The sequence below is a fragment of the Brevibacterium daeguense genome, from assembly GCF_021729135.1.
In the GTDB taxonomy this organism is placed as follows: Bacteria; Actinomycetota; Actinomycetes; order Actinomycetales; family Brevibacteriaceae; genus Brevibacterium; species Brevibacterium daeguense.
The window spans coordinates 104,971-122,094 of sequence record NZ_JAJTWW010000004.1 but is presented as its reverse complement, the minus strand read 5'-3'; the positions used below and the strand labels follow the sequence as shown (position 1 = coordinate 122,094).

At 68.1% G+C, this 17,124-nt stretch carries 15 protein-coding genes; 8 read left to right on the top strand and 7 right to left on the bottom strand.

Going from position 1 to position 17,124, the window contains the following annotated elements; translation table 11 throughout:
- Positions 1–18: 18 nt before the first annotated feature.
- From LXN01_RS05390 to cls, 4 genes are all read left to right on the top strand, one after another.
- Positions 19–1,182 carry an acyl-CoA dehydrogenase family protein gene (locus LXN01_RS05390; RefSeq protein ID WP_236863554.1) on the top strand — a complete coding sequence of 388 codons (1,164 nt, stop codon included), beginning with the start codon at positions 19–21 and terminating at the stop codon, positions 1,180–1,182.
- Positions 1,179–1,943, top strand: a complete 765-nt coding sequence (locus LXN01_RS05385) for an enoyl-CoA hydratase/isomerase family protein (protein ID WP_236863553.1) — start codon at positions 1,179–1,181, stop codon at positions 1,941–1,943. The genes LXN01_RS05390 and LXN01_RS05385 overlap by 4 nt, the downstream gene beginning before the upstream one ends.
- Before the next feature lie 121 nt (positions 1,944–2,064).
- Entirely contained in the window at positions 2,065–2,808 is a 744-nt protein-coding gene (gene fabG, locus LXN01_RS05380; protein WP_236863552.1) for a 3-oxoacyl-ACP reductase FabG, read from the top strand.
- A gap of 143 nt (positions 2,809–2,951) precedes the next feature.
- Positions 2,952–4,439: a cardiolipin synthase gene (gene cls, locus LXN01_RS05375; protein ID WP_236863551.1), complete on the top strand. Its 1,488-nt coding sequence runs from the start codon at positions 2,952–2,954 to the stop codon at positions 4,437–4,439.
- A 156-nt stretch (positions 4,440–4,595) separates the two neighbouring features.
- On the opposite strand, the gene LXN01_RS05370 is transcribed toward cls, so the two are convergent.
- Together LXN01_RS05370 and LXN01_RS05365 are read right to left on the bottom strand one after the other, a co-directional pair.
- Entirely contained in the window at positions 4,596–5,096 is a 501-nt protein-coding gene (locus LXN01_RS05370; RefSeq protein ID WP_236863550.1) for a hypothetical protein, read from the bottom strand.
- A 107-nt stretch (positions 5,097–5,203) separates the two neighbouring features.
- Positions 5,204–6,310, bottom strand: coding sequence for a YihY/virulence factor BrkB family protein (locus LXN01_RS05365; protein ID WP_236863549.1), 1,107 nt, complete (start codon positions 6,308–6,310; stop codon positions 5,204–5,206).
- A gap of 78 nt (positions 6,311–6,388) precedes the next feature.
- Here LXN01_RS05365 and LXN01_RS05360 point away from each other — a divergent pair, with 78 nt between their 5' ends.
- A complete protein-coding gene (locus LXN01_RS05360) occupies positions 6,389–7,642 on the top strand; it encodes a glucose-1-phosphate adenylyltransferase family protein (RefSeq protein ID WP_236863548.1) in 1,254 nt (417 codons plus the stop codon).
- A gap of 242 nt (positions 7,643–7,884) precedes the next feature.
- Here the strand turns inward: LXN01_RS05360 and LXN01_RS05355 are convergent, their stop codons facing one another.
- The 5 genes from LXN01_RS05355 to LXN01_RS05335 form a co-directional block, all read right to left on the bottom strand.
- Complete coding sequence (locus LXN01_RS05355) at positions 7,885–8,835, bottom strand: electron transfer flavoprotein subunit alpha/FixB family protein (RefSeq protein WP_236863547.1); 951 nt, start codon at positions 8,833–8,835, stop codon at positions 7,885–7,887.
- A gap of 60 nt (positions 8,836–8,895) precedes the next feature.
- Entirely contained in the window at positions 8,896–9,687 is a 792-nt protein-coding gene (locus LXN01_RS05350) for an electron transfer flavoprotein subunit beta/FixA family protein (RefSeq protein ID WP_236863546.1), read from the bottom strand.
- Positions 9,688–9,774: 87 nt separating this feature from the next.
- Positions 9,775–10,983, bottom strand: coding sequence for a CoA transferase (locus tag LXN01_RS05345; protein ID WP_236863545.1), 1,209 nt, complete (start codon positions 10,981–10,983; stop codon positions 9,775–9,777).
- Positions 10,983–12,206, bottom strand: coding sequence for an acetyl-CoA C-acetyltransferase (locus tag LXN01_RS05340; RefSeq protein ID WP_236863544.1), 1,224 nt, complete (start codon positions 12,204–12,206; stop codon positions 10,983–10,985). The genes LXN01_RS05345 and LXN01_RS05340 overlap by 1 nt, the downstream gene beginning before the upstream one ends.
- Before the next feature lie 357 nt (positions 12,207–12,563).
- The gene (locus LXN01_RS05335) at positions 12,564–13,490 is read right to left on the bottom strand and encodes a LysR family transcriptional regulator (protein ID WP_236863543.1); all 927 of its coding nucleotides are present in this window, start codon (positions 13,488–13,490) and stop codon (positions 12,564–12,566) included.
- 351 nt (positions 13,491–13,841) lie between these two features.
- On the opposite strand from LXN01_RS05335, the gene LXN01_RS05330 reads away from it, so the two are divergent.
- The 3 genes from LXN01_RS05330 (at position 13,842) to LXN01_RS05320 (ending at position 17,123) form a co-directional block, all read left to right on the top strand.
- On the top strand, positions 13,842–14,912 hold the full coding sequence (locus tag LXN01_RS05330) for a CoA transferase subunit A (protein WP_236863542.1): 1,071 nt from the start codon (positions 13,842–13,844) through the stop codon (positions 14,910–14,912).
- Positions 14,909–15,790: a CoA-transferase subunit beta gene (locus tag LXN01_RS05325; protein ID WP_236863541.1), complete on the top strand. Its 882-nt coding sequence runs from the start codon at positions 14,909–14,911 to the stop codon at positions 15,788–15,790. Before LXN01_RS05330 ends, LXN01_RS05325 begins: the two co-directional genes overlap by 4 nt.
- A gap of 133 nt (positions 15,791–15,923) precedes the next feature.
- On the top strand, positions 15,924–17,123 hold the full coding sequence (locus LXN01_RS05320) for a CaiB/BaiF CoA transferase family protein (RefSeq protein ID WP_236863840.1): 1,200 nt from the start codon (positions 15,924–15,926) through the stop codon (positions 17,121–17,123).
- The last annotated feature ends 1 nt before the right edge of the window (position 17,124 follow it).

Below are 17,124 nucleotides of genomic sequence, written 5' to 3'. Positions count from 1 at the left end.
ACGAAGAGAAAGAAGAACATGGACGATTCCGATCTCAAGCACATTCTGACCACGGTGCGCGAATTCGTGCGCGAACAGGTCGTTCCCCGCGAACTCGAAATCGAGGACACCGACGAGATCCCCGCGGAGATCCGCGAGCAGTCCGCCGAGATGGGCCTGTTCGGCTGGGCGATCCCCGAGGAGTTCGGCGGGCTGGGCTTCAACGCCTACCAGGACGCGATGCTCGCCTTCGAGCTCGGCTACACCACGCCGTCGTTCCGCTCGCTGTTCGGCACCAACAACGGAATCGCCGGTCAGGTGCTCGTCAACTACGGCACCGACCAGCAGAAGCAGGAATGGCTGCCCAAGATCGCCTCGGGCGAGGCGATCGCCTCCTTCGCGCTCACCGAGCCGGACGCCGGATCGGACCCCTCCGGTCTGACCACCAAGGCGGTCAAGGACGGCGACGACTACATCATCAACGGCTCCAAGCGGTTCATCACCAACGCCGCGATGTCCGACGTGCTCATGGTCTTCGCCCGCACCAACCCCGATGCGACCGGCACCAAGGGCATCTCCGTCTTCCTCGTGCCCACCGAGTCCCAGGGCGTCACCGTCGGGCCCAAGGATAAGAAGATGGGTCAGGCCGGCGCCTGGACCTCCGAGATCTTCTTCGATGACGTGCGCGTCCCGTCGAAGTACCTCGTCGGCGGCCAGGAGGAAGTCGGCTTCAAGGCCGCCATGGCCTCGCTCAACAAGGGCCGCCTGCACATCGCCGCGATGTGCGTGGGCCAGGCCACCCGCATCCTCGACGACTCCGTCGAGCACGCCAAGGTCGCCAAGCAGGGCGGGACCCCGATCGGCGAGTTCCAGCTCGTCCAGGCACTGCTGGCGGAGTCCTACGCCGAGCTGTCCGCAGCTCGCGAGATGGTGCTCGCCGCAGCCAGGCGCTGGGACGAGGGCGCCGACCGCAAGCTCGGTCCCAGCTCCTGCAAGCTGTTCGCCTCCGAGATGCTCGGCCGCGTCGCGGACCGGGGCGTGCAGGTGTTCGGCGGCATGGGCTACATGCGCGAGACCTCGATCGAGCGCTTCTACCGCCACGCCCGGCTGTTCCGGATCTACGAGGGCACCTCGGAGATCCAGAAGCTCGTCATCGCCCGCCAGCTCCTCAAGGGAGCCCACAAGGACGTGCATTCGGCATGAGCCTGATCCTCACCGAGGTGGCCGACGGCATTCTGACCGTCACCTTCAACGAGCCGGCGCGGCGCAATCCGCTGGGCGCGGAGATGCGCAGCGAGATCGTCGCGGCACTCGACCCTCTGCCGGCCGGGGTGCGCGCCGTGGTCTTCACCGGGGCCGAGGGCGTGTTCTCCGCCGGCGGCGACCTGGCGACCATGCCGCCGCCCAGCCCCGGGGCCAGTGATGAGCGGATGGGGGCGGTCGCGGAATTCATCCGGCTGGTCGCCGGCCTTCCGGTCATCACCGTCGCGGCTGTGGAGAAGGCTGCCGCGGGCGCCTCGGTGGGGCTGGCGTGCGCCTGCGACGTGGTCGTGGCCGGCGCCGGCGCGAAGTTCCTGCTGCCGTTCTCGCGGCTGGGCATCGTGCCCGACGGCGGGCTGCTCTCGCTGCTGCCCGCCCGGGTGGGGTCGGCACGGGCCCGTCGGCTCATGCTCGCCGGTGACCCGATCGGTGCTGAGGACGGAGCAGCGTGGGGCCTCGTCGACCAGCTGGTCGAGGACGGTCAGGCGCTTCCCGTCGCACTCGAGACCGCGGGCCGGATGGCCCAGCGGGCGCCGGGCTCCGTGAGCTGGATCAAGCAGGCGCTCGCCGGGGGCACCCCGACTCTCGAAGAGGCGCTGGCCGCCGAGGCGGCAGGCCAGCGGGAGCTGTTCTTCACCGCCGACTTCACCGAGGGCAAGGCCGCCTTCTTCGAGAAGCGCAGCCCGCGCTTCAGCGGACGCTGATCCTGGTCCGCTGAGGCGCCTCCGCCCGTCACCGCACTGCTCCGCACACCACCCTCCCTCCACTCGTCACATACATTGCACAGGCCGGGATCCGGCCGCGCTCGAAACTTAAGGAGTCACTATGGGTCTGCTCGAAGGCCGCACCGCTGTCATCACCGGAGCCGCACAGGGCCTGGGCTACGCGATCGCCGAGGCGTTCGTCGCCGAAGGCGCCAACGTCGTCCTCGGTGACCTCAATGAGGAAGCCGTCGCCGCCGCCGCCGAGAAGCTCGGCGTGGGCGACCGCGCCGTCGGTCAGGCATGCAACGTCGTCGACCTGGGCCAGGTCGAGGCGCTCGCCCAGACCGCCGTGGACCGGTTCGGCTCGCTCGATGTCATGGTCAACAACGCCGGCATCACCCGCGACGCCACCATGCGGAAGATGACCGAGGAGCAGTTCGACCAGGTCATCGCCGTGCACGTGCGCGGTACCTGGAACGGCCTGAAGACCGCCTCGGGGATCATGCGCGAGCAGGACAGCGGCGGCTCGATCATCAACGTGTCCTCGATCTCCGGCAAGGTCGGCATGCTCGGCCAGACCAACTACTCGGCCGCCAAGGCCGGGATCGTCGGCATGACCAAGGCCGCCGCGAAGGAGGTCGGATTCAAGAACGTGCGCGTCAACGCCATCCAGCCCGGCTTCATCAACACCGCGATGACCGCTGCGATGCGTCAGGACGTCATCGACGCCAAGCTCGCCGAGATCCCGATGGGCCGCGCCGGTGAGCCCAGCGAGGTCGCCTCGGTGGTGGTGTTCCTGGCCTCCGACATGTCGTCGTACATGTCCGGCACCGTGCTGGAGATCGCCGGCGGCCGCCACATCTGATCACCTGCGCTGCTCCTCGGAGTCGCCGGCGCCTCCTGCGGCCGCGAGCGCTCTGCTGATGCCCCGGATCGAGTCCGATCCGGGGCATCAGCCGGATAGGATGACGAAGATGCCCCAGTCCGCTTCAGAAGTGACGAGACCCCGTGGATCCCTTGTTCCTCATTACCGCCAGCGCTGATTGGCCCACCTGGGTGGCGGGCATCATCATCGCGGTGGACCTCGTGATCCGCTTCGTCGCCCTCGGATGGATCCCGTACCGGCGCAAGCCGACGACGGCACTCGGCTGGCTGATGGCGATCTTCCTGATTCCCTACGTCGGCATCCTCGCATTCCTCATCTTCGGCTCCACGAAGCTGCCTCGCAGCAGGCGCGAGAAGCAGAGCAGGATCAACGACTACATCCGTGAGGGGACCGAGGAGAAGGCGATCCTCGGTCGATCCGAGCACCTTCCCCTGCCGCTGGCCACCTCGGCACAGCTGAATTACTCCCTCGGCGCTCTGCCCATGACGCATGGCAACGAGTTCTCCCTCCAGGAGGACAACCACCAGTGCTACCTCGACATGGCCGCCGAGGTTGACAGGGCCACGACATACGTCCACTTCGAGTTCTACATCGTGGCGATGGACGAGACCACGGCTCCTCTGCTGGAGTCCCTGTTCGCCGCCCATGCGCGCGGGGTCAAGGTGCGGATCCTCATCGATCACCTCGGCTCGGCCGGTTACCCGGGGTACTCCGAGCTCGTCAAGCAGCTCGACGCCTCGGGCATCTCATGGCGCCGGTGCCTGCCGATCAGGCCCTGGCGGTTGGAGTACCAACGGCCCGATCTGCGCAACCATCGGAAGATCCTGGTCGTCGACGGTGAGGTCGCGTATACGGGTTCGCTCAACGTCATCGACCGCTCGTACAACAAGAAGTCCAACGTGCGCAAGGGCTTCCAGTGGAAGGACCTGGCGGTCAGGTGCACCGGGCCGGTGGTGGCCGAGCTCAACGCGGTGTTCGCCTCGGACTGGTACGCGGAGACCGGAGACATCCTGGCCGACGAATACGAGGAGACGATCGAGTCGTCACACGACTCGGGGGTGATGGCGCAGGTGGTGCCCAGCGGCCCCGGATTCGAGCTCGAGAATAACCTGATGCTGTTCAACCACCTGATCTACAACGCCAATCACTCTGTGGTGATCTGCTCGCCGTACTTCGTGCCCGATGAGTCGCTGATGAAGGCGATGGTCACGGAATCGCGCTCGGGGGTCGACGTCCGCCTGTACGTCGGAGCGACGAGCAACAACGCGATCACCCAGAAGGCGCAGCAGTCCTACTATGACGATCTGGTCGACGCCGGAGTGCGCATCTTCGAATACCACGCGCCCACGGTGCTCCACTCGAAGTTCGTCCTCATCGATGACGAGGTGACGATCATCGGGTCCTCGAATATGGACGAGCGGTCGTTCGCGCTGAACATGGAGGTGTCGCTGTTCATCGTCGACAAGGAGTTCACCGCCCGGATGTATCAGCTCGAGCTCGACGACTACCGCGAGAACTCGGTCGAACTCGATGTCGCGGCGTGGCGCGAGCGGTCGATCGGGAGGAAGTACGTGGAAAGCCTCGCCCGCCTGACGAGTTCCCTGCAGTAGCGCTCTCGCCGGCGGGACGACAGTGCGGGAGAGCGGTCGTCCCCGCGGAAGACTGATCGCAGGAGTCCACGCGGCATCGCCGGCGACCAGAAGGCCAGTGCCGGAAAAAACTGCCCCGGCGGGAGAAATCCCGCCGGGGCTCGGTCCTGCTGCGTCTCAGTCGCGTTCTGCGCCGGGTCCGGCGTCGACCGGTCCGGTGCGCGGCTGGGAGATCGAGTCGTCGAGGATCAGCTCGTCCTCGTTCTCGACGTCGTCGAGCGTGATCGGCCGGTCATCGGCTCCGGTGAGGTCGGCTTCGGTGACGTCGACCCCGAGAGCGGCTTTCGCGTCCTCCTCCGAGGGAGCCGATTCCGCAGCCTCGTCGGCGTCGTCGCCTGCCTTCTCGGCCTTCTTCTGCTCGCGGCCGGCCTTGAAGTCCTCGACCTTGCCCTGGACTGTGCCGGCGGCGGATCCTGCCGCGCTCTGCACCTTGCCGGCGACAGCGGGAGCCTGTTCCTTCACGGTGTCCGTGGCCTTGTGGATCGAGTCCTGCACCCGTGGGTCACTCCACCATTCCTCGACCTGGCTCTTGAGCTTTTCGTAGCTCTGCCGGCCCGCACGCGAACCGAGGACGAACCCGGCTCCGATACCTGCCAGCAGTATGAGACGCTTCTTCACTGTCCCTCCCAAGGGGTTCGGCGCCGCTGTCGACGCGCTGTCGTCCACGGCAAGGGTCCTTGCCTTCGCGGATCTGCGCGAAAGCGCTTGCCGGTTCGTGATTCAGTCTATACCGGCAGCGCCTTCTCGTCGCCGTCCGTGGCCCCTGCGCTCTCCCGCAGGGCTCGCCCACGGCCCTGGAAGCGGGCGTGGGTGCGGGCATCGCGGACGATCTTCTTCCGGGACCGAGGCGCCAGCTGGATGACATCCTCGGCTCGGATGCCGGCCTGGAGCTGGCGGACGCGTTCCACCTCGGCGTCGAACTGCGCGCCGAACAGCAGCGCCATATTGGACAGCCAGAGCCAGAACAGGATGATGAGGACGCCGGCCATCGAGCCGTAGGTCGAGCTGAATCCGCCGATCACGACCGCGTAGAGATACAGAGCGCCGCTGAGGACGATCCAGGACAGCAGCGCGATCAGAGCGCCGAGCGTGGCCGGGTTGAGGGCGGGGCGCTTGACGTTGCTGGTGGTCAGGTAGAGCAGCGCGATCAGCAGCAGGGTGAGGATCACCGCCAGCGGGAAGCGGGTCCACATCCAGACGGTGGCGGCGGTGCCGCTGAAGCCCAGCGCTTCGACGAGGCTGCTGGATCCGACGACGCAGGCGACGATTGCGACGACCATGACGATCGCGAGGATGGTGACCAGGAAGGTCTGCAGGCGACGCAGCCACAGCGGACGGCCTTCGGGCATGTCGTAGACGTCGTTGATGTCCTGGCCGAACGCGGACACGTACTTGCTCGCCGACCACAGCGCGACGAGGATGCCGATGACGAAGGCGGCACCGCCGGCCGGCGACTGCACCAGGTCCATGAGGGGCTGCTCGAGCTGGGCGGCGGCCTCCTGCCCGGACGCCTGCTCAACCCGATCGAGAATCCGCGTGACGGTCTCGGGCCCCTCGCCGAACACATTGAAGATCGAGAGGATCGCGGTCAGGCCGGGCACCGCAGCCAGGAGGAAGTAGAACGACAGCTGTGCGGCGGTATGAGTCCTGCGATCGAGCCGGAACTGCTGCACCGTGCGCGCCCAGGCGTACTTCCAGGACGTCTTGGTGAGCCGGCGGGGAGCGGTCCGCGGCCCGCCGGCGCTGCTGCCGCGGGCCGTCCGGCTGTCCGCAGCGCTGCTGCGCGCTCTTCGGCCAAGTCTCCTGCTGCTCCTGCGCTTCTGCGTACCCACGCTGGCAGTCTACGGCGGCAGCTGCCGGCCCCGCGACACTGCCCGCCGTGCAGGGTTCTGCCAAGTAGCATTGCCGCTATGAAAATCCCCCGGATACTCGCAGTCATCCTCGCCGGCGGCAGAGGCGGCGGGCTCGAAGCGCTGACCGATAGCCGGCCCAAGCCGACGCTGCCGATCGGGGGAACATACAACTTGATCGACGTATCGCTGAGCAATCTCGCTCACTCCCACATCAGGGATGTCTGGATCGTCGAGCAGTACCAGGCCCGCCGACTCAACTCCTATCTGGACAACGGCAGACCCTGGGACCTCGACCGCTCGCACGGCGGCCTCGTGGTGGTGCCGCCGTTCGAGGGCGCCCAGGGAGAGGGATTCGCCCGCGGCAACGCGGACTCCCTGGCCCGGCAGCTTGAGGCGATGCGGGAATTCGACCCCGACCACGTGCTGGTGCTCAGCGCCGACCACCTCTACCGGCTGAACTTCCTCGACGTCTTCGACACCCACGAGGCGGCAGCCGCCGATCTCACGATCGTCACCACTGATCGCAGCGGCGACATCTCGCGTTACGGCGTGGTCGAGGTCGATTCCGAGGGTGTGGTGGTCGACTTCGCCGACAAGCCCGAAGGTCGCCGCGACGGCTCCGTCGTCACCGAGGTCTTCCTCTACCGGGCAGAGGCGCTGTTCTCCGCGCTCCAGTCGCTGCTCGAGGAGTACGAGCAGCTCAGCGACTACGGCGCCGAGCTCCTTCCGCACGTCCTGGAGGCGAAGAAGGTCGTCGCTCATGAGCTGGGCGGGTACTGGATGGACCTGGGCACTCTGCAGTCCTACTGGACCGCCAACCTGCAGCTCATCGACGGCGATGCGCTCGACCTCTCCGATGCCGGCTGGCCGCTGCTGTCGGCGCAGCCCCAGCGCACGCCCGCACACCTGGGGGCTCGGGCTCAGGTCAGGGACTCGTTCGTGGCCGGCGGAGCCTTCGTCGACGGGCGAGTGGAGCACTCGGTCGTCGGCGTCGACGGCGAGGTGGCTGCGGATGCCGAGGTGATCGACAGTGTGCTGCTGGAGAGCGTGAGGATCGATTCCGGGGTGCGGCTGCGCAACTGCATTGTGGCAGCCGGCGCCCACGTGCGGGCACCGCGGGAGGCTGGGCTGGGGGAAGCCGTGCGGCTGGGCAAGGCTGGGAAGCATGGGGAGGTTGGACAGCTGGGCACGGCTTGGCAGATGGGGGAGCCGGGACGGATCACCCTGATCGGCGCGAACGGCGAAGTCGACTCGGTGGCTGAGTTCGACCCCGACTCGCCCCTGCCCCGCCTGACAGACGACCAGGGCTGAAACCCCGTGAGCGCAGATCCGAAGGTCAGAAACGTTCGAAACTGTAGATCCAATCGAAAGGTCAGAAACGTTCGAAACTGCGAATCCGAAGGTCAGAGAAGTCCGAAATCGTCGATCTGAAGGGCAGAAAAGTCCGGCTTTCACGTGGAAAACCGGACTTCTCTGACCACTATTCGGTGGGGTGGGGGTGGCTCGCGCAAGCCACCCGCGCGGGTCACCCCCGTGGGGTCACCCGCGCAGGATCACTTGCGGGCCTTGACCGCCTCGGTGGCCTGGGGGAGGACCTGGAACAGGTCGCCCACCACGCCGAAGTCGGCGAGCTCGAAGATCGGAGCCTCGTCGTCCTTGTTGATGGCGACGATGTTCTTCGAGGTCTGCATGCCCGCGCGGTGCTGGATGGCGCCGGAGATGCCGGCGGCCACGTACAGCTGCGGCGAGACCGTCTTGCCGGTCTGGCCGACCTGGTTGGCGTGCGGGTACCAGCCCGCGTCGACTGCCGCGCGCGAGGCGCCGACGGCAGCGCCGAGAGCGTCGGCGAGCTCCTCGACGGGGCCGAAGTCGCCGTTGGTGCCGCGGCCGCCGGACACCACGATGGGCGCCTCGGTCAGCTGCGGGCGACCGGATGCCGGCTTCTCCTCGACGGAGACGATCTTGGCGGTCTTCGCCGCGTCGGACGGCGCGAAGTCGACCGTCTCGACGGTGCCTGCGCCGGCGTTGGCCTCCGGGGCGACCGAGTTCGGCTTGACTGCCACGATCGGGGTGCCCTTGATGACCCTGCCGGTCACGGTGTAGGAGCCGGCGAAGACCGACTGGGTGGCGACGAAGCCGTCTGCCACCGCGTTGGCGTCGGTGATCACGCCGGAGTTGGTGCGAACGGCGGCCCGTGCTGCGATCTCACGGCCGTCGGCGGTGGCCGGGACGAGCACGCCGGCGGGCTGGCGGGTCTCGATGAGGTTGGCCAGCAGCTCGGCGTGGGGTGCCACGAGGTACTCCGAGTAAGCCGGGTCCGAGGCGACGAGCACCTTCTCGGCGCCGTACTCTCCGAGTCGGCCGGCAGCGGCCTCGCCTGCGGCGGCATCGCCGATGAAGACTGCGACGGGCTCGCCGAGTGGCTTGGCGATGGTGAGCAGTTCGAGGGTGGACTTGCGGACCTCGCCGCCCACATGGTCTACGAGAACGAGAACTTCAGACATGGTGTGTAATCAATCCCTTTGCAGGTGGGGTCTGTGCGTATCGAGAGCGTCGGGCGCTGATCAGACGAGCTTCTTGGAGGCCAGCCATTCGACCAGCTTGGTGCCGCCGTCGCCCTCGTCGGTGACGACTTCACCGGCGGTGCGCGGGGGAGCAGCGACGACTTCGACGACCTCGGTGGCGGCGCCGGCGGTTCCGACCTCGGAGGCGTCCAGGCCGAGCTCTTCGAGGTCGTACTCCTCGAGCGGCTTCTTCTTGGCGGCCATGATGCCCTTGAAGGAGGGGTAGCGCGGGTCGTTGATCTGGTCGGTCACGGAGACCAGGGCCGGCAGCGCGACCTCGATGTGCTCCGAGGCGGTGTCACCGTCACGGCGGATCTTGGCGGTGCTGCCGGTCACCTCCAGCGCGGAGGCCTGGGTGGCGGCGGGGCGGCCGAGCAGCTCGGCGACCTGCACCGGGACGACGGACATCTGGCCGTCGGTGGAGGACAGACCGGTGATGATGAGGTCGACCGGTCCCTCCTCTTCCTCGACCTTCCTGACCGCAGCGGCCAGCGTCTTCGAGGTGCCGAGCGCATCGGTGGCCTCGAGGGCGTCGTCGAGGACGTGCACGCCCATGTCCGCGCCCATCTGCAGGGACTTGCGCACGGCGTCGACGGCATCGTCCGGACCCACGGTCAGGGCGATGACCTCGGCGTCATCAGCGTCGTCTGCGATCTGCAGGGCGGCCTCCACCGCGTACTCGTCGAGCTCGGAGAGCAGACCGTCGACCGAGCGATCGACGGTGTTGTCCGACTCGAAGGAGCGGTCGCCGGCTGCGTCCGGGACGTACTTGACAAAAGTTACAATCCGCATGTGGAGCTGTGTCCTTTCCTAAGGATCGTGTCACCCGTTCGAGCGCACGCGTGCGCACAGTCGAATGGGAATAGTTCTCTTACGTTATCAACTGGCGATGATGCCTTCATCACAGAGTCGGCCGATCTCAGCAGATCCCAAGCCGAGGCGTTCGGAGAGCACTTCGGCGGTGTCCGCCCCGAACACGGTCGGCTTCTCGTCGGCGAGGTATTCGCCGTCCACCCGGATCGGCGAGGCGCCGACCAGCATGGTGCCCAGTGCATCGGATTCCAGCGTGCGCAGCACGCCGGCCCCGTCGCCCGCGAGGGCGTCCTGTGTCACTTCGCCGAGTGAGGAGTAGGGGGCCCACAGGACTCCCGAGCCCTCGAGGTCGGCAGTGATCTGGTTCGCGGTCCGCGAGGCGAACCACGGCTTGAGCAGCGCTTCGAGAACCTCGCGGTAGGTGTACCGGTTGGTCTCCTCGGTGAAGTCGGTGCTCAGCGAGCGCTCGAGCGCCGCCACCACGTCCGACATCCCGGTGACCTTGACGAGGTTGGACCACTGACGCCTGGTGATCGCGGTGACCATGACGTGGCGCTCGTCCCCGGTGGCGAAGTTCGTGCCGAAGGATCCGAAGATGTGGTTGCCGTGCTTGGTCCGCTCGCCGGCCGGCTGCAGGGTCTCCGTGTACCAGCCGAGGTTGGCCACGGCCGCCAGCGCGATGTCCTTGAGCGCGATCTCCTGGTAGAGGCCCTCACCGGTCGCCCGGCGATGGTAGAGGCCCGTCACGACCGCCGTCACCGCGGCCTGCCCGCACACGAGGTCCCACGCGGGCAGGGCGTGGTTGCTCGGCCCCTCGACCCCGGTCGGGCCGGTGATCATCGGGATGCCGGCCTCGGCGTTGACGGTGTAGTCCACTCCCGGACCGCCGTCGGCCGAGCCCTGCACCTTGACGTGGACGAGGTCGGCGCGCTTGGCGCGCAGCACCTCATCCGACAGGAACGGGCGGCCGACGTTGTTCTCGACGAACACCCCGGAGTCGTCGCCGGGCGAGGTGATGAGCGCCTGGGCGAGCTCCTGGCCCTCCTCGCTGCGCAGGTCGATCGCGACGGAGCGCTTGTTGCGGTTGAGCGAGCCCCAGTAGATGGAGCGGCCTTCCGGGGTGATCGGCCAGCGGTCGATGTCGGGTCCGCCCTTGATGGGGTCGATCTTGATGACCTGAGCGCCGAGCTGGCTCAGCGCCAGGCAGGCCGATGGGCCGGCGACGAAGGAGTCGTTCTCGAAGACGGTGACTCCGGCGAGCGGCTGGACCGGCATCAGGCCTCGACCCGCTCGAACACGGCTGCCAGGCCCTGGCCGCCGCCGATGCACATGGTCTCCACACCGTAGCGGGCGCCTCGGCGGTCCATCTCGCGCAGCAGGGTGGTGAGGATGCGCACGCCGGTCGCGCCGACCGGGTGGCCCAGCGAGATGCCGGAGCCGTTGACGTTCATCCGCTCGAAGTCCTTCTCGCCGAAGTTCCACTCGCGCGTGCATGCCAGCGCCTGCGCGGCGAAGGCCTCGTTGAGCTCGATGAGGTCGATGTCCTTGATGGTGAGCTCGGCGCGGTCGAGGGCGCGCGCGACGGCCGGCACCGGGCCGATTCCCATCCGGCTGGGCTCGACGCCGCCCAGGCCCCAGCTGACGAAGCGGGCCAGCGGCTTCAGGCCGAGCTCCTCGGCCTTCGAGCGCGTGGTCACGATGCAGGCCGCGGCGCCGTCGTTCTGGCCGGAGGCGTTGCCGGCGGTGACGGTGGCCTCGGAGTCCTGCTTGCCCATGATCGGCTTGAGCTTGGCCAGGGTCTCCAGGCTGGAGTCCGGGCGGATGTGCTCATCGAGGGTGATCTGCTGCTCGGGCTTCTTGCGGGTGGCCGGGATGGTGATCGGGACGATCTCCTCGGCGAAGGTGCCGTTCTCCGCTGCGGCGGCGGCGCGGCGGTGGGATTCGACGGCGAGCCGGTCCTGCTCCTCGCGGGAGATGCCGTATTCGCGGCGCAGGTTCTCAGCGGTCTCGATCATGCCGCCGGGCACCGGGTAGTTCTTGCCGCCTGCGGTCAGCCGGCCGCGGACCAGGCTGTCCTTGAGCTCGACGTTGCCGCCGCGGATGCCCCAGCGGATGTTCTCGTTGAAGAAGCTCGCACGGCTCATGGTCTCCGCGCCGCCTGCGATGACGACCTCGGCGCCCCCGGTGACGATCGCGGCCATGCCGTCGATGACGGCCTGCAGGCCGGAGCCGCAGCGGCGGTCGACCTGGCGGCCGGGCACGGTGACGGGCATGCCGGAGTTCAGGGCGACGACACGGCCGAGGGCCGGGGCCTCCATCTGCGGGTAGCACTGGCCGAAGATGACGTCGTCGACGACCTCGGGGTCGATGCCGGTGCGCTCGAGGAGGGCGGTGACGACCTGGGTGCCCAGCTCCTCCGGGGCGATGTCCTTGAACTGGCCGCCGTAGCCGCCTACTGCCGAGCGGACGGGTTCGCAGATGACGATGTCTTCGGACATGTGTTCTCCTTGTGGCGATGAGATCGGATGCTCTCCGGTTGCTGTCGCCGGTTCGTGCGCGCTGTCGGGCGGAGGCGGCTCAGCCGTGGGCTGGAGTGCCGCCGGCTGCTGAGCCGGGCCCGGTGCGCGCGGTGTCCCGTCGTTGCGACCGTATGACCCATACTCTGTCACGGGTCATCTATACCTGTCTAGTGGGTAGTCAGGTTTGATTGATGCAGGTATCCGAAATAATGACTGGCCGTGCCCGAGGCGCCCCCGGGCTTCGCATGACAACCGGTCCGGTTGCCGCTGCTCAAGCCTGCCGCTGCCGCTGGGCGAGGCCGCCGCTGCGGCCGCTCAGCCGGTCGTTGCCGCTGCTCAGCCGGCTGCCGCTGCGGTGACGGCCGCATCGCTGACGGTCGGCAGCGCGATCTCGGCGGCGGCGAGCACCTCGTGCAGGGCGGGGTTGTCATCGTCCTCGCGATGGGCGAGGTAGACCTTGATCGGATCGTGGTCGACCTTCAGGGGGACGGTCACCAGGTTGGGGTCGTTGAAGCTCGCGATCACCGAGTCGTAGGTGATGGAGATGCCCATCCCGGCCGACACGAGGGCGCCGACCATCCACGAGTCCGGCGCCTCCTGGACCACCTTCGGGGTGTGGCCGGCGCGGAAGAACCAGTGGAAGATCAGCTCCCGCATGGCCGAGCCCGAGGCGCCCGGCAGCAGCACCAGCTCCTCGTCGGCGATGTCCGAGATCTCCAGGGAGGGCCGGCCGACGAAGGGGTGATCGCTGTACATCGCCACAACCGGCCGCTCGATCATCACCGGCCGACCGGTGATCCGAGGGGGCTTGGCCTGCCAGCGGACCAGCGCCAGATCGAGAGTCCCGTCGATGACCCGGGACAGCGCCTCGGTGGCGAATGTCGTCGACTCGAGGTCGAGGGTGATCCCGGGCTTGCGCTGACGGGCCGTGTAGGCGAGGCGGGCGACGAGCTTGTTCGAGGAGGCGCCGGCGAAGCCGAAGCGGACGTGGCCGATCTCGCCGAGGGTGGCGAGCTTGATGGATTCGCGCGCGGTCTCGGCGCTGTCGAGGACTGCCCGAGCGGGAGCGATGAGCGCTTTGCCGGCCGGTGACAGCGTCACCGAGCGGGTGGTGCGGTGGAACAGGTCGGTGCCGAGTTCCCGCTCCAGCTGACGGATGGTGCGGCTCAGCGGAGGCTGCGCCATCCCGAGCTTCTCGGCGGCGCGGCCGAAGTGCAGCTCCTCGGCGACTGCCAGGAATGCGCGAATCTGGTGGATCTCCATGACGTCCTTGCTTCCGATGCGGGTAATCTGCAGGTGCCGGGGACTCCGGCCGACCCGGCGATGTGGATCGCCCGCCGTGGCCCGGTTCGATCGTCGGTCCGGTCCGGTTGGCCTGGATCGGTTGATCCGTTCCGGTTGGCCCTGTCCGGTTGATCTGGATCGGTCCGGCCTGGTGGGGTCGGTCCGAGGGGCGCTCCGGTCACTTCCTTGCGACCGCGTGCCTGCGAACGGGCCTCGTGATCAGCGGAACTCCGCCTATTATTGCACGAGCGACACAAAATGCCAGTGGTATTTGTGCCGTTTATGACTTAATCTTAGGTGCACACTTCATCCGCACTATCGAAAGCGCTCATGTACACGGACAAAGTTGTCGATCTGCACGACGCGATCGCCGCCCATGTTCACTCCGGTGACACCATCGCCATCGAGGGCTTCTCGCACCTCATCCCCTTCGCGGCCGGCCACGAGATCATCCGGCAGGGGATCGACGACCTGACCTTCTGCCGGATGACGCCGGACCTGATCTGCGACATGATGCTGGCCGCCGGCGCCGTGTCGAAGCTCGTGTGCTCGTTCTTCGCCTCGGGTTCGGCCGGCAGTCTCTACGAGATCCGCCGCCGGCTCGAGCAGCACGATCCGGCGCCGCTGGAGGTCGAGGAGTACAGCCACCACGCCATGGTCCTGCGCTATCACGCGGGTGCGGCACGGCTGCCGTTCCTGCCGATCCGGTCCTTCGCCGGCTCCGACATCCCCAAGATCAACCCGCAGATCAAGCTCGTCGAGGACCCCTACTCGGGGGGCACCACCTACGTCGTGCCGCCCCTGAACCCGGATGTCACGATCGTCCATGCCCAGCGCGCCGACGCGGACGGCAATGTGCAGATGTGGGGCATCACGGGTGTGCAGCAGGAGGCCGTCTACGCCGCCGACCGCGCGATCGTGCTCGTCGAGGAGATCGTGGACCGCGAGGTCGTCCGCGCGGATCCGAACCGGACGCTGATCCCGGCTCATGCCGTGGATGCCGTGTGCGTGGTGCCGCAGGGCGCCCATCCGTCCTATGTGCAGGGATCCTACGACCGCGACTGTGCCTTCTACCGCGAGTGGACGCCGATCTCGAAGGATCCGCAGAAGCTGCGGGAATGGCTCGACACCCACATCCGGAGCACCCGGGATCACGAGGAGTACCTCGACGTGCTCGGCCGCGAGCGGATGGCAGGGCTGGCAGTCGGCCCCCGGCCCTCGGGCTCGGTCGACTACGGCCGCCGGCTCCTGGGCACGGAGACGGCCGCAGCCGCCGCCGGCGAGCATGCCGCCGCCCGCAGCGGAGGCACCGAGGCCGATGCCCGGGCGGCGCTCGCCTCGGGCGTGGGTTCGACAGCCGGCTCCGGAGCGGGCGCGGACAAGGATGGAGGACAGGCATGATGACACCTGAGCAGACGACACCTGAGCAGACGACACCTGAGCAGACGACGGCGGAGCAGACCGTGGCCGGTGAGCAGGCCGTGGCCGGCGAGTCCGGTGCCGGCGCCGTGGCGCCCGACTACTCGCAGACCGAGCTCATCGTGTGCGCGGCCGCGAAGATGCTCGCCGGCAAGCGCACGGTGTTCGCCGGGATCGGCCTGCCCACGCTGGCTGTGGACCTGGCCCACCGGACTGTCAACCAGGACATCCAGCTGATCTACGAATCCGGCGTCTCCGGCGCCCACCCGGAGGCGATGGCCGAGGGGATCGCGGACTCCGTGGTCGTGTCCGGCGCGGAGGCGGTCGTGTCGATGCAGGCCCTGTTCGGCTACGTGCTCCAGGGCGGCAACGTCGACGTCGGCTTCCTGGGGGCGGCGCAGATCGACCGGTTCGGCTCGCTCAACACCACGGTGATCGGCGACTGGGACAAGCCCAAGGTGCGGCTGCCCGGGTCCGGTGGCGCCACCGACATCGCGGCCAACGCCGGCGAGGTCTTCGTCATCATCCGCCGCCATGACCTGTCGGCGTTCCCCGAGGCGGTCGACTTCGTGACCTCGCCGTCGCCGGTGCTCGCCCGCGAGGCAGGCGTCGGCATCCAGCCGCAGGGCCACGGGGTCAGCGTGGTCATCACCCCGCTGGGCGTGCTGCGCCGCGAGGACAAGTTCGGCGAGCTCGTGCTCACGCACGTGCACCCCGGCGTCACCGTCGAGCAGGTGCGCGCGAACACCGGCTGGGATCTTGCGGTCGCCGAGGACGTCCGGGTGACGGCCGAGCCGACCGTCGAAGAGGTCCGCCTGCTGCGCGACGAGATCGACACGGTGCGGCTGTACCTGCGCTGAGCGTGCGCGCGGGTTCGGTCAGCTGCCGGGCCCGGCGGAGTGCTCACCCGGCTGCCCAGGACGGGCCGCAGGACTTGGTGAAGACAGAGGAATGAGGAGAGACGTGGATCAGAAGGCACAAGAGCTGCGCGAGATGTTCGGCCGGACCGGCAGCGGACCCCTGGCGGGAATTCTCGTCGCCGATTTCGCGCGGGTGCTGGCGGGTCCGTACGCGACGATGCTGCTCGCCGATCTCGGCGCGACCGTGATCAAGGTCGAGGGGCCCGGCGGCGACGACACCCGCATCTGGAAGCCGCCGGTGCGCGGCGAGGATGCCACCTACTATCTGTCGGTCAACCGCAACAAGGTCGACGTCGTGCTCGACTTCAACGACGAGGGTGATCTGGCGCTGGCGCAGGAGCTGGCCCGGCGCGCCGATGTCGTGGTGGAGAACTTCAAGCCGGGCGGACTCGCGAAGTTCGGGCTCGACTACGAGTCGGTGTCGCGCGCCAACCCGAACGTCATCTACTCCTCGGTGACGGGATTCGGGCCGAACAATCCGCAGCCGGGCTACGACCTGCTGGTCCAGGGCCTGTCGGGCTTCATGAGCCTGACGGGCGAGCCGGATGGCCCGCCCTTCCGGGCCGGCGTGGCGATCTTCGACGTGATGACCGGGCTGCACACCACCGTGGGCATCCTGGCAGCGCTGCAGCACCGCACGAACACGGGCGAGGGTCAGAAGGTCGACACCAACCTGCTGTCCTCGGCGCTGTCCGGACTGGTCAACCAGACGTCCGCGTACGTCGCGGGCGGCGTGGTGCCGCACCGGATGGGCAACGAGCACCCGAGCCTCTACCCCTACCAGCCGATGCCGACCGCCGACGGCGACCTCATCATCGCCTGCGGCAACGACCGGCAGTTCAAGGTGCTGGCGACCGTGCTCGACCGGCCGGAATGGCTCGCCGACGATCGCTTCGCCACCGCCGGTCCGCGCAACACCAATCGCAAACTGCTCGAGCCGGTGCTCATCGAGGCGCTCTCGCACAAGAGCGCGCAGGAGTGGTACGAGCTCCTGACCGCCGGCGGGCTGCCCTGCGCTCCGATCAACACGATCGAGCAGGGCGTGCAGCTGGCCGAGCGGATCGGCCTGGAGCCCGTCGTCGAGGTGACCACGGGCGACCGCACGGTCCCCACCGTCCGCAACCCGATCTTCCTGTCGAAGTCGCCGGTCAGCTACGACCTCGCGCCGCCCGAGCTGGGACAGGACAGCGAGCTCGTCCGCCAGTGGCTGGGCCAGGACTACCAGCGCGGCGACGAGGGCGCCGCCGCCGAGGCGAGCCCGGCCGGCAGGTGAC

Bases quoted from the DNA above. Each gene is read 5' to 3' on its own strand.
- LXN01_RS05390 (WP_236863554.1), top strand. From the start codon at position 19: ATGGACGATTCCGATCTCAAGCACATTCTGACCACGGTGCGCGAATTC.
- LXN01_RS05385 (WP_236863553.1), top strand. From the start codon at position 1,179: ATGAGCCTGATCCTCACCGAGGTGGCCGACGGCATTCTGACCGTCACC.
- fabG (WP_236863552.1), top strand. From the start codon at position 2,065: ATGGGTCTGCTCGAAGGCCGCACCGCTGTCATCACCGGAGCCGCACAG.
- LXN01_RS05360 (WP_236863548.1), top strand. From the start codon at position 6,389: ATGAAAATCCCCCGGATACTCGCAGTCATCCTCGCCGGCGGCAGAGGC.
- LXN01_RS05355 (WP_236863547.1), bottom strand. From the start codon at position 8,835: ATGTCTGAAGTTCTCGTTCTCGTAGACCATGTGGGCGGCGAGGTCCGC.
- LXN01_RS05350 (WP_236863546.1), bottom strand. From the start codon at position 9,687: ATGCGGATTGTAACTTTTGTCAAGTACGTCCCGGACGCAGCCGGCGAC.
- LXN01_RS05345 (WP_236863545.1), bottom strand. From the start codon at position 10,983: ATGCCGGTCCAGCCGCTCGCCGGAGTCACCGTCTTCGAGAACGACTCC.
- LXN01_RS05340 (WP_236863544.1), bottom strand. From the start codon at position 12,206: ATGTCCGAAGACATCGTCATCTGCGAACCCGTCCGCTCGGCAGTAGGC.
- LXN01_RS05335 (WP_236863543.1), bottom strand. From the start codon at position 13,490: ATGGAGATCCACCAGATTCGCGCATTCCTGGCAGTCGCCGAGGAGCTG.
- LXN01_RS05330 (WP_236863542.1), top strand. From the start codon at position 13,842: ATGTACACGGACAAAGTTGTCGATCTGCACGACGCGATCGCCGCCCAT.
- LXN01_RS05325 (WP_236863541.1), top strand. From the start codon at position 14,909: ATGATGACACCTGAGCAGACGACACCTGAGCAGACGACACCTGAGCAG.
- LXN01_RS05320 (WP_236863840.1), top strand. From the start codon at position 15,924: ATGTTCGGCCGGACCGGCAGCGGACCCCTGGCGGGAATTCTCGTCGCC.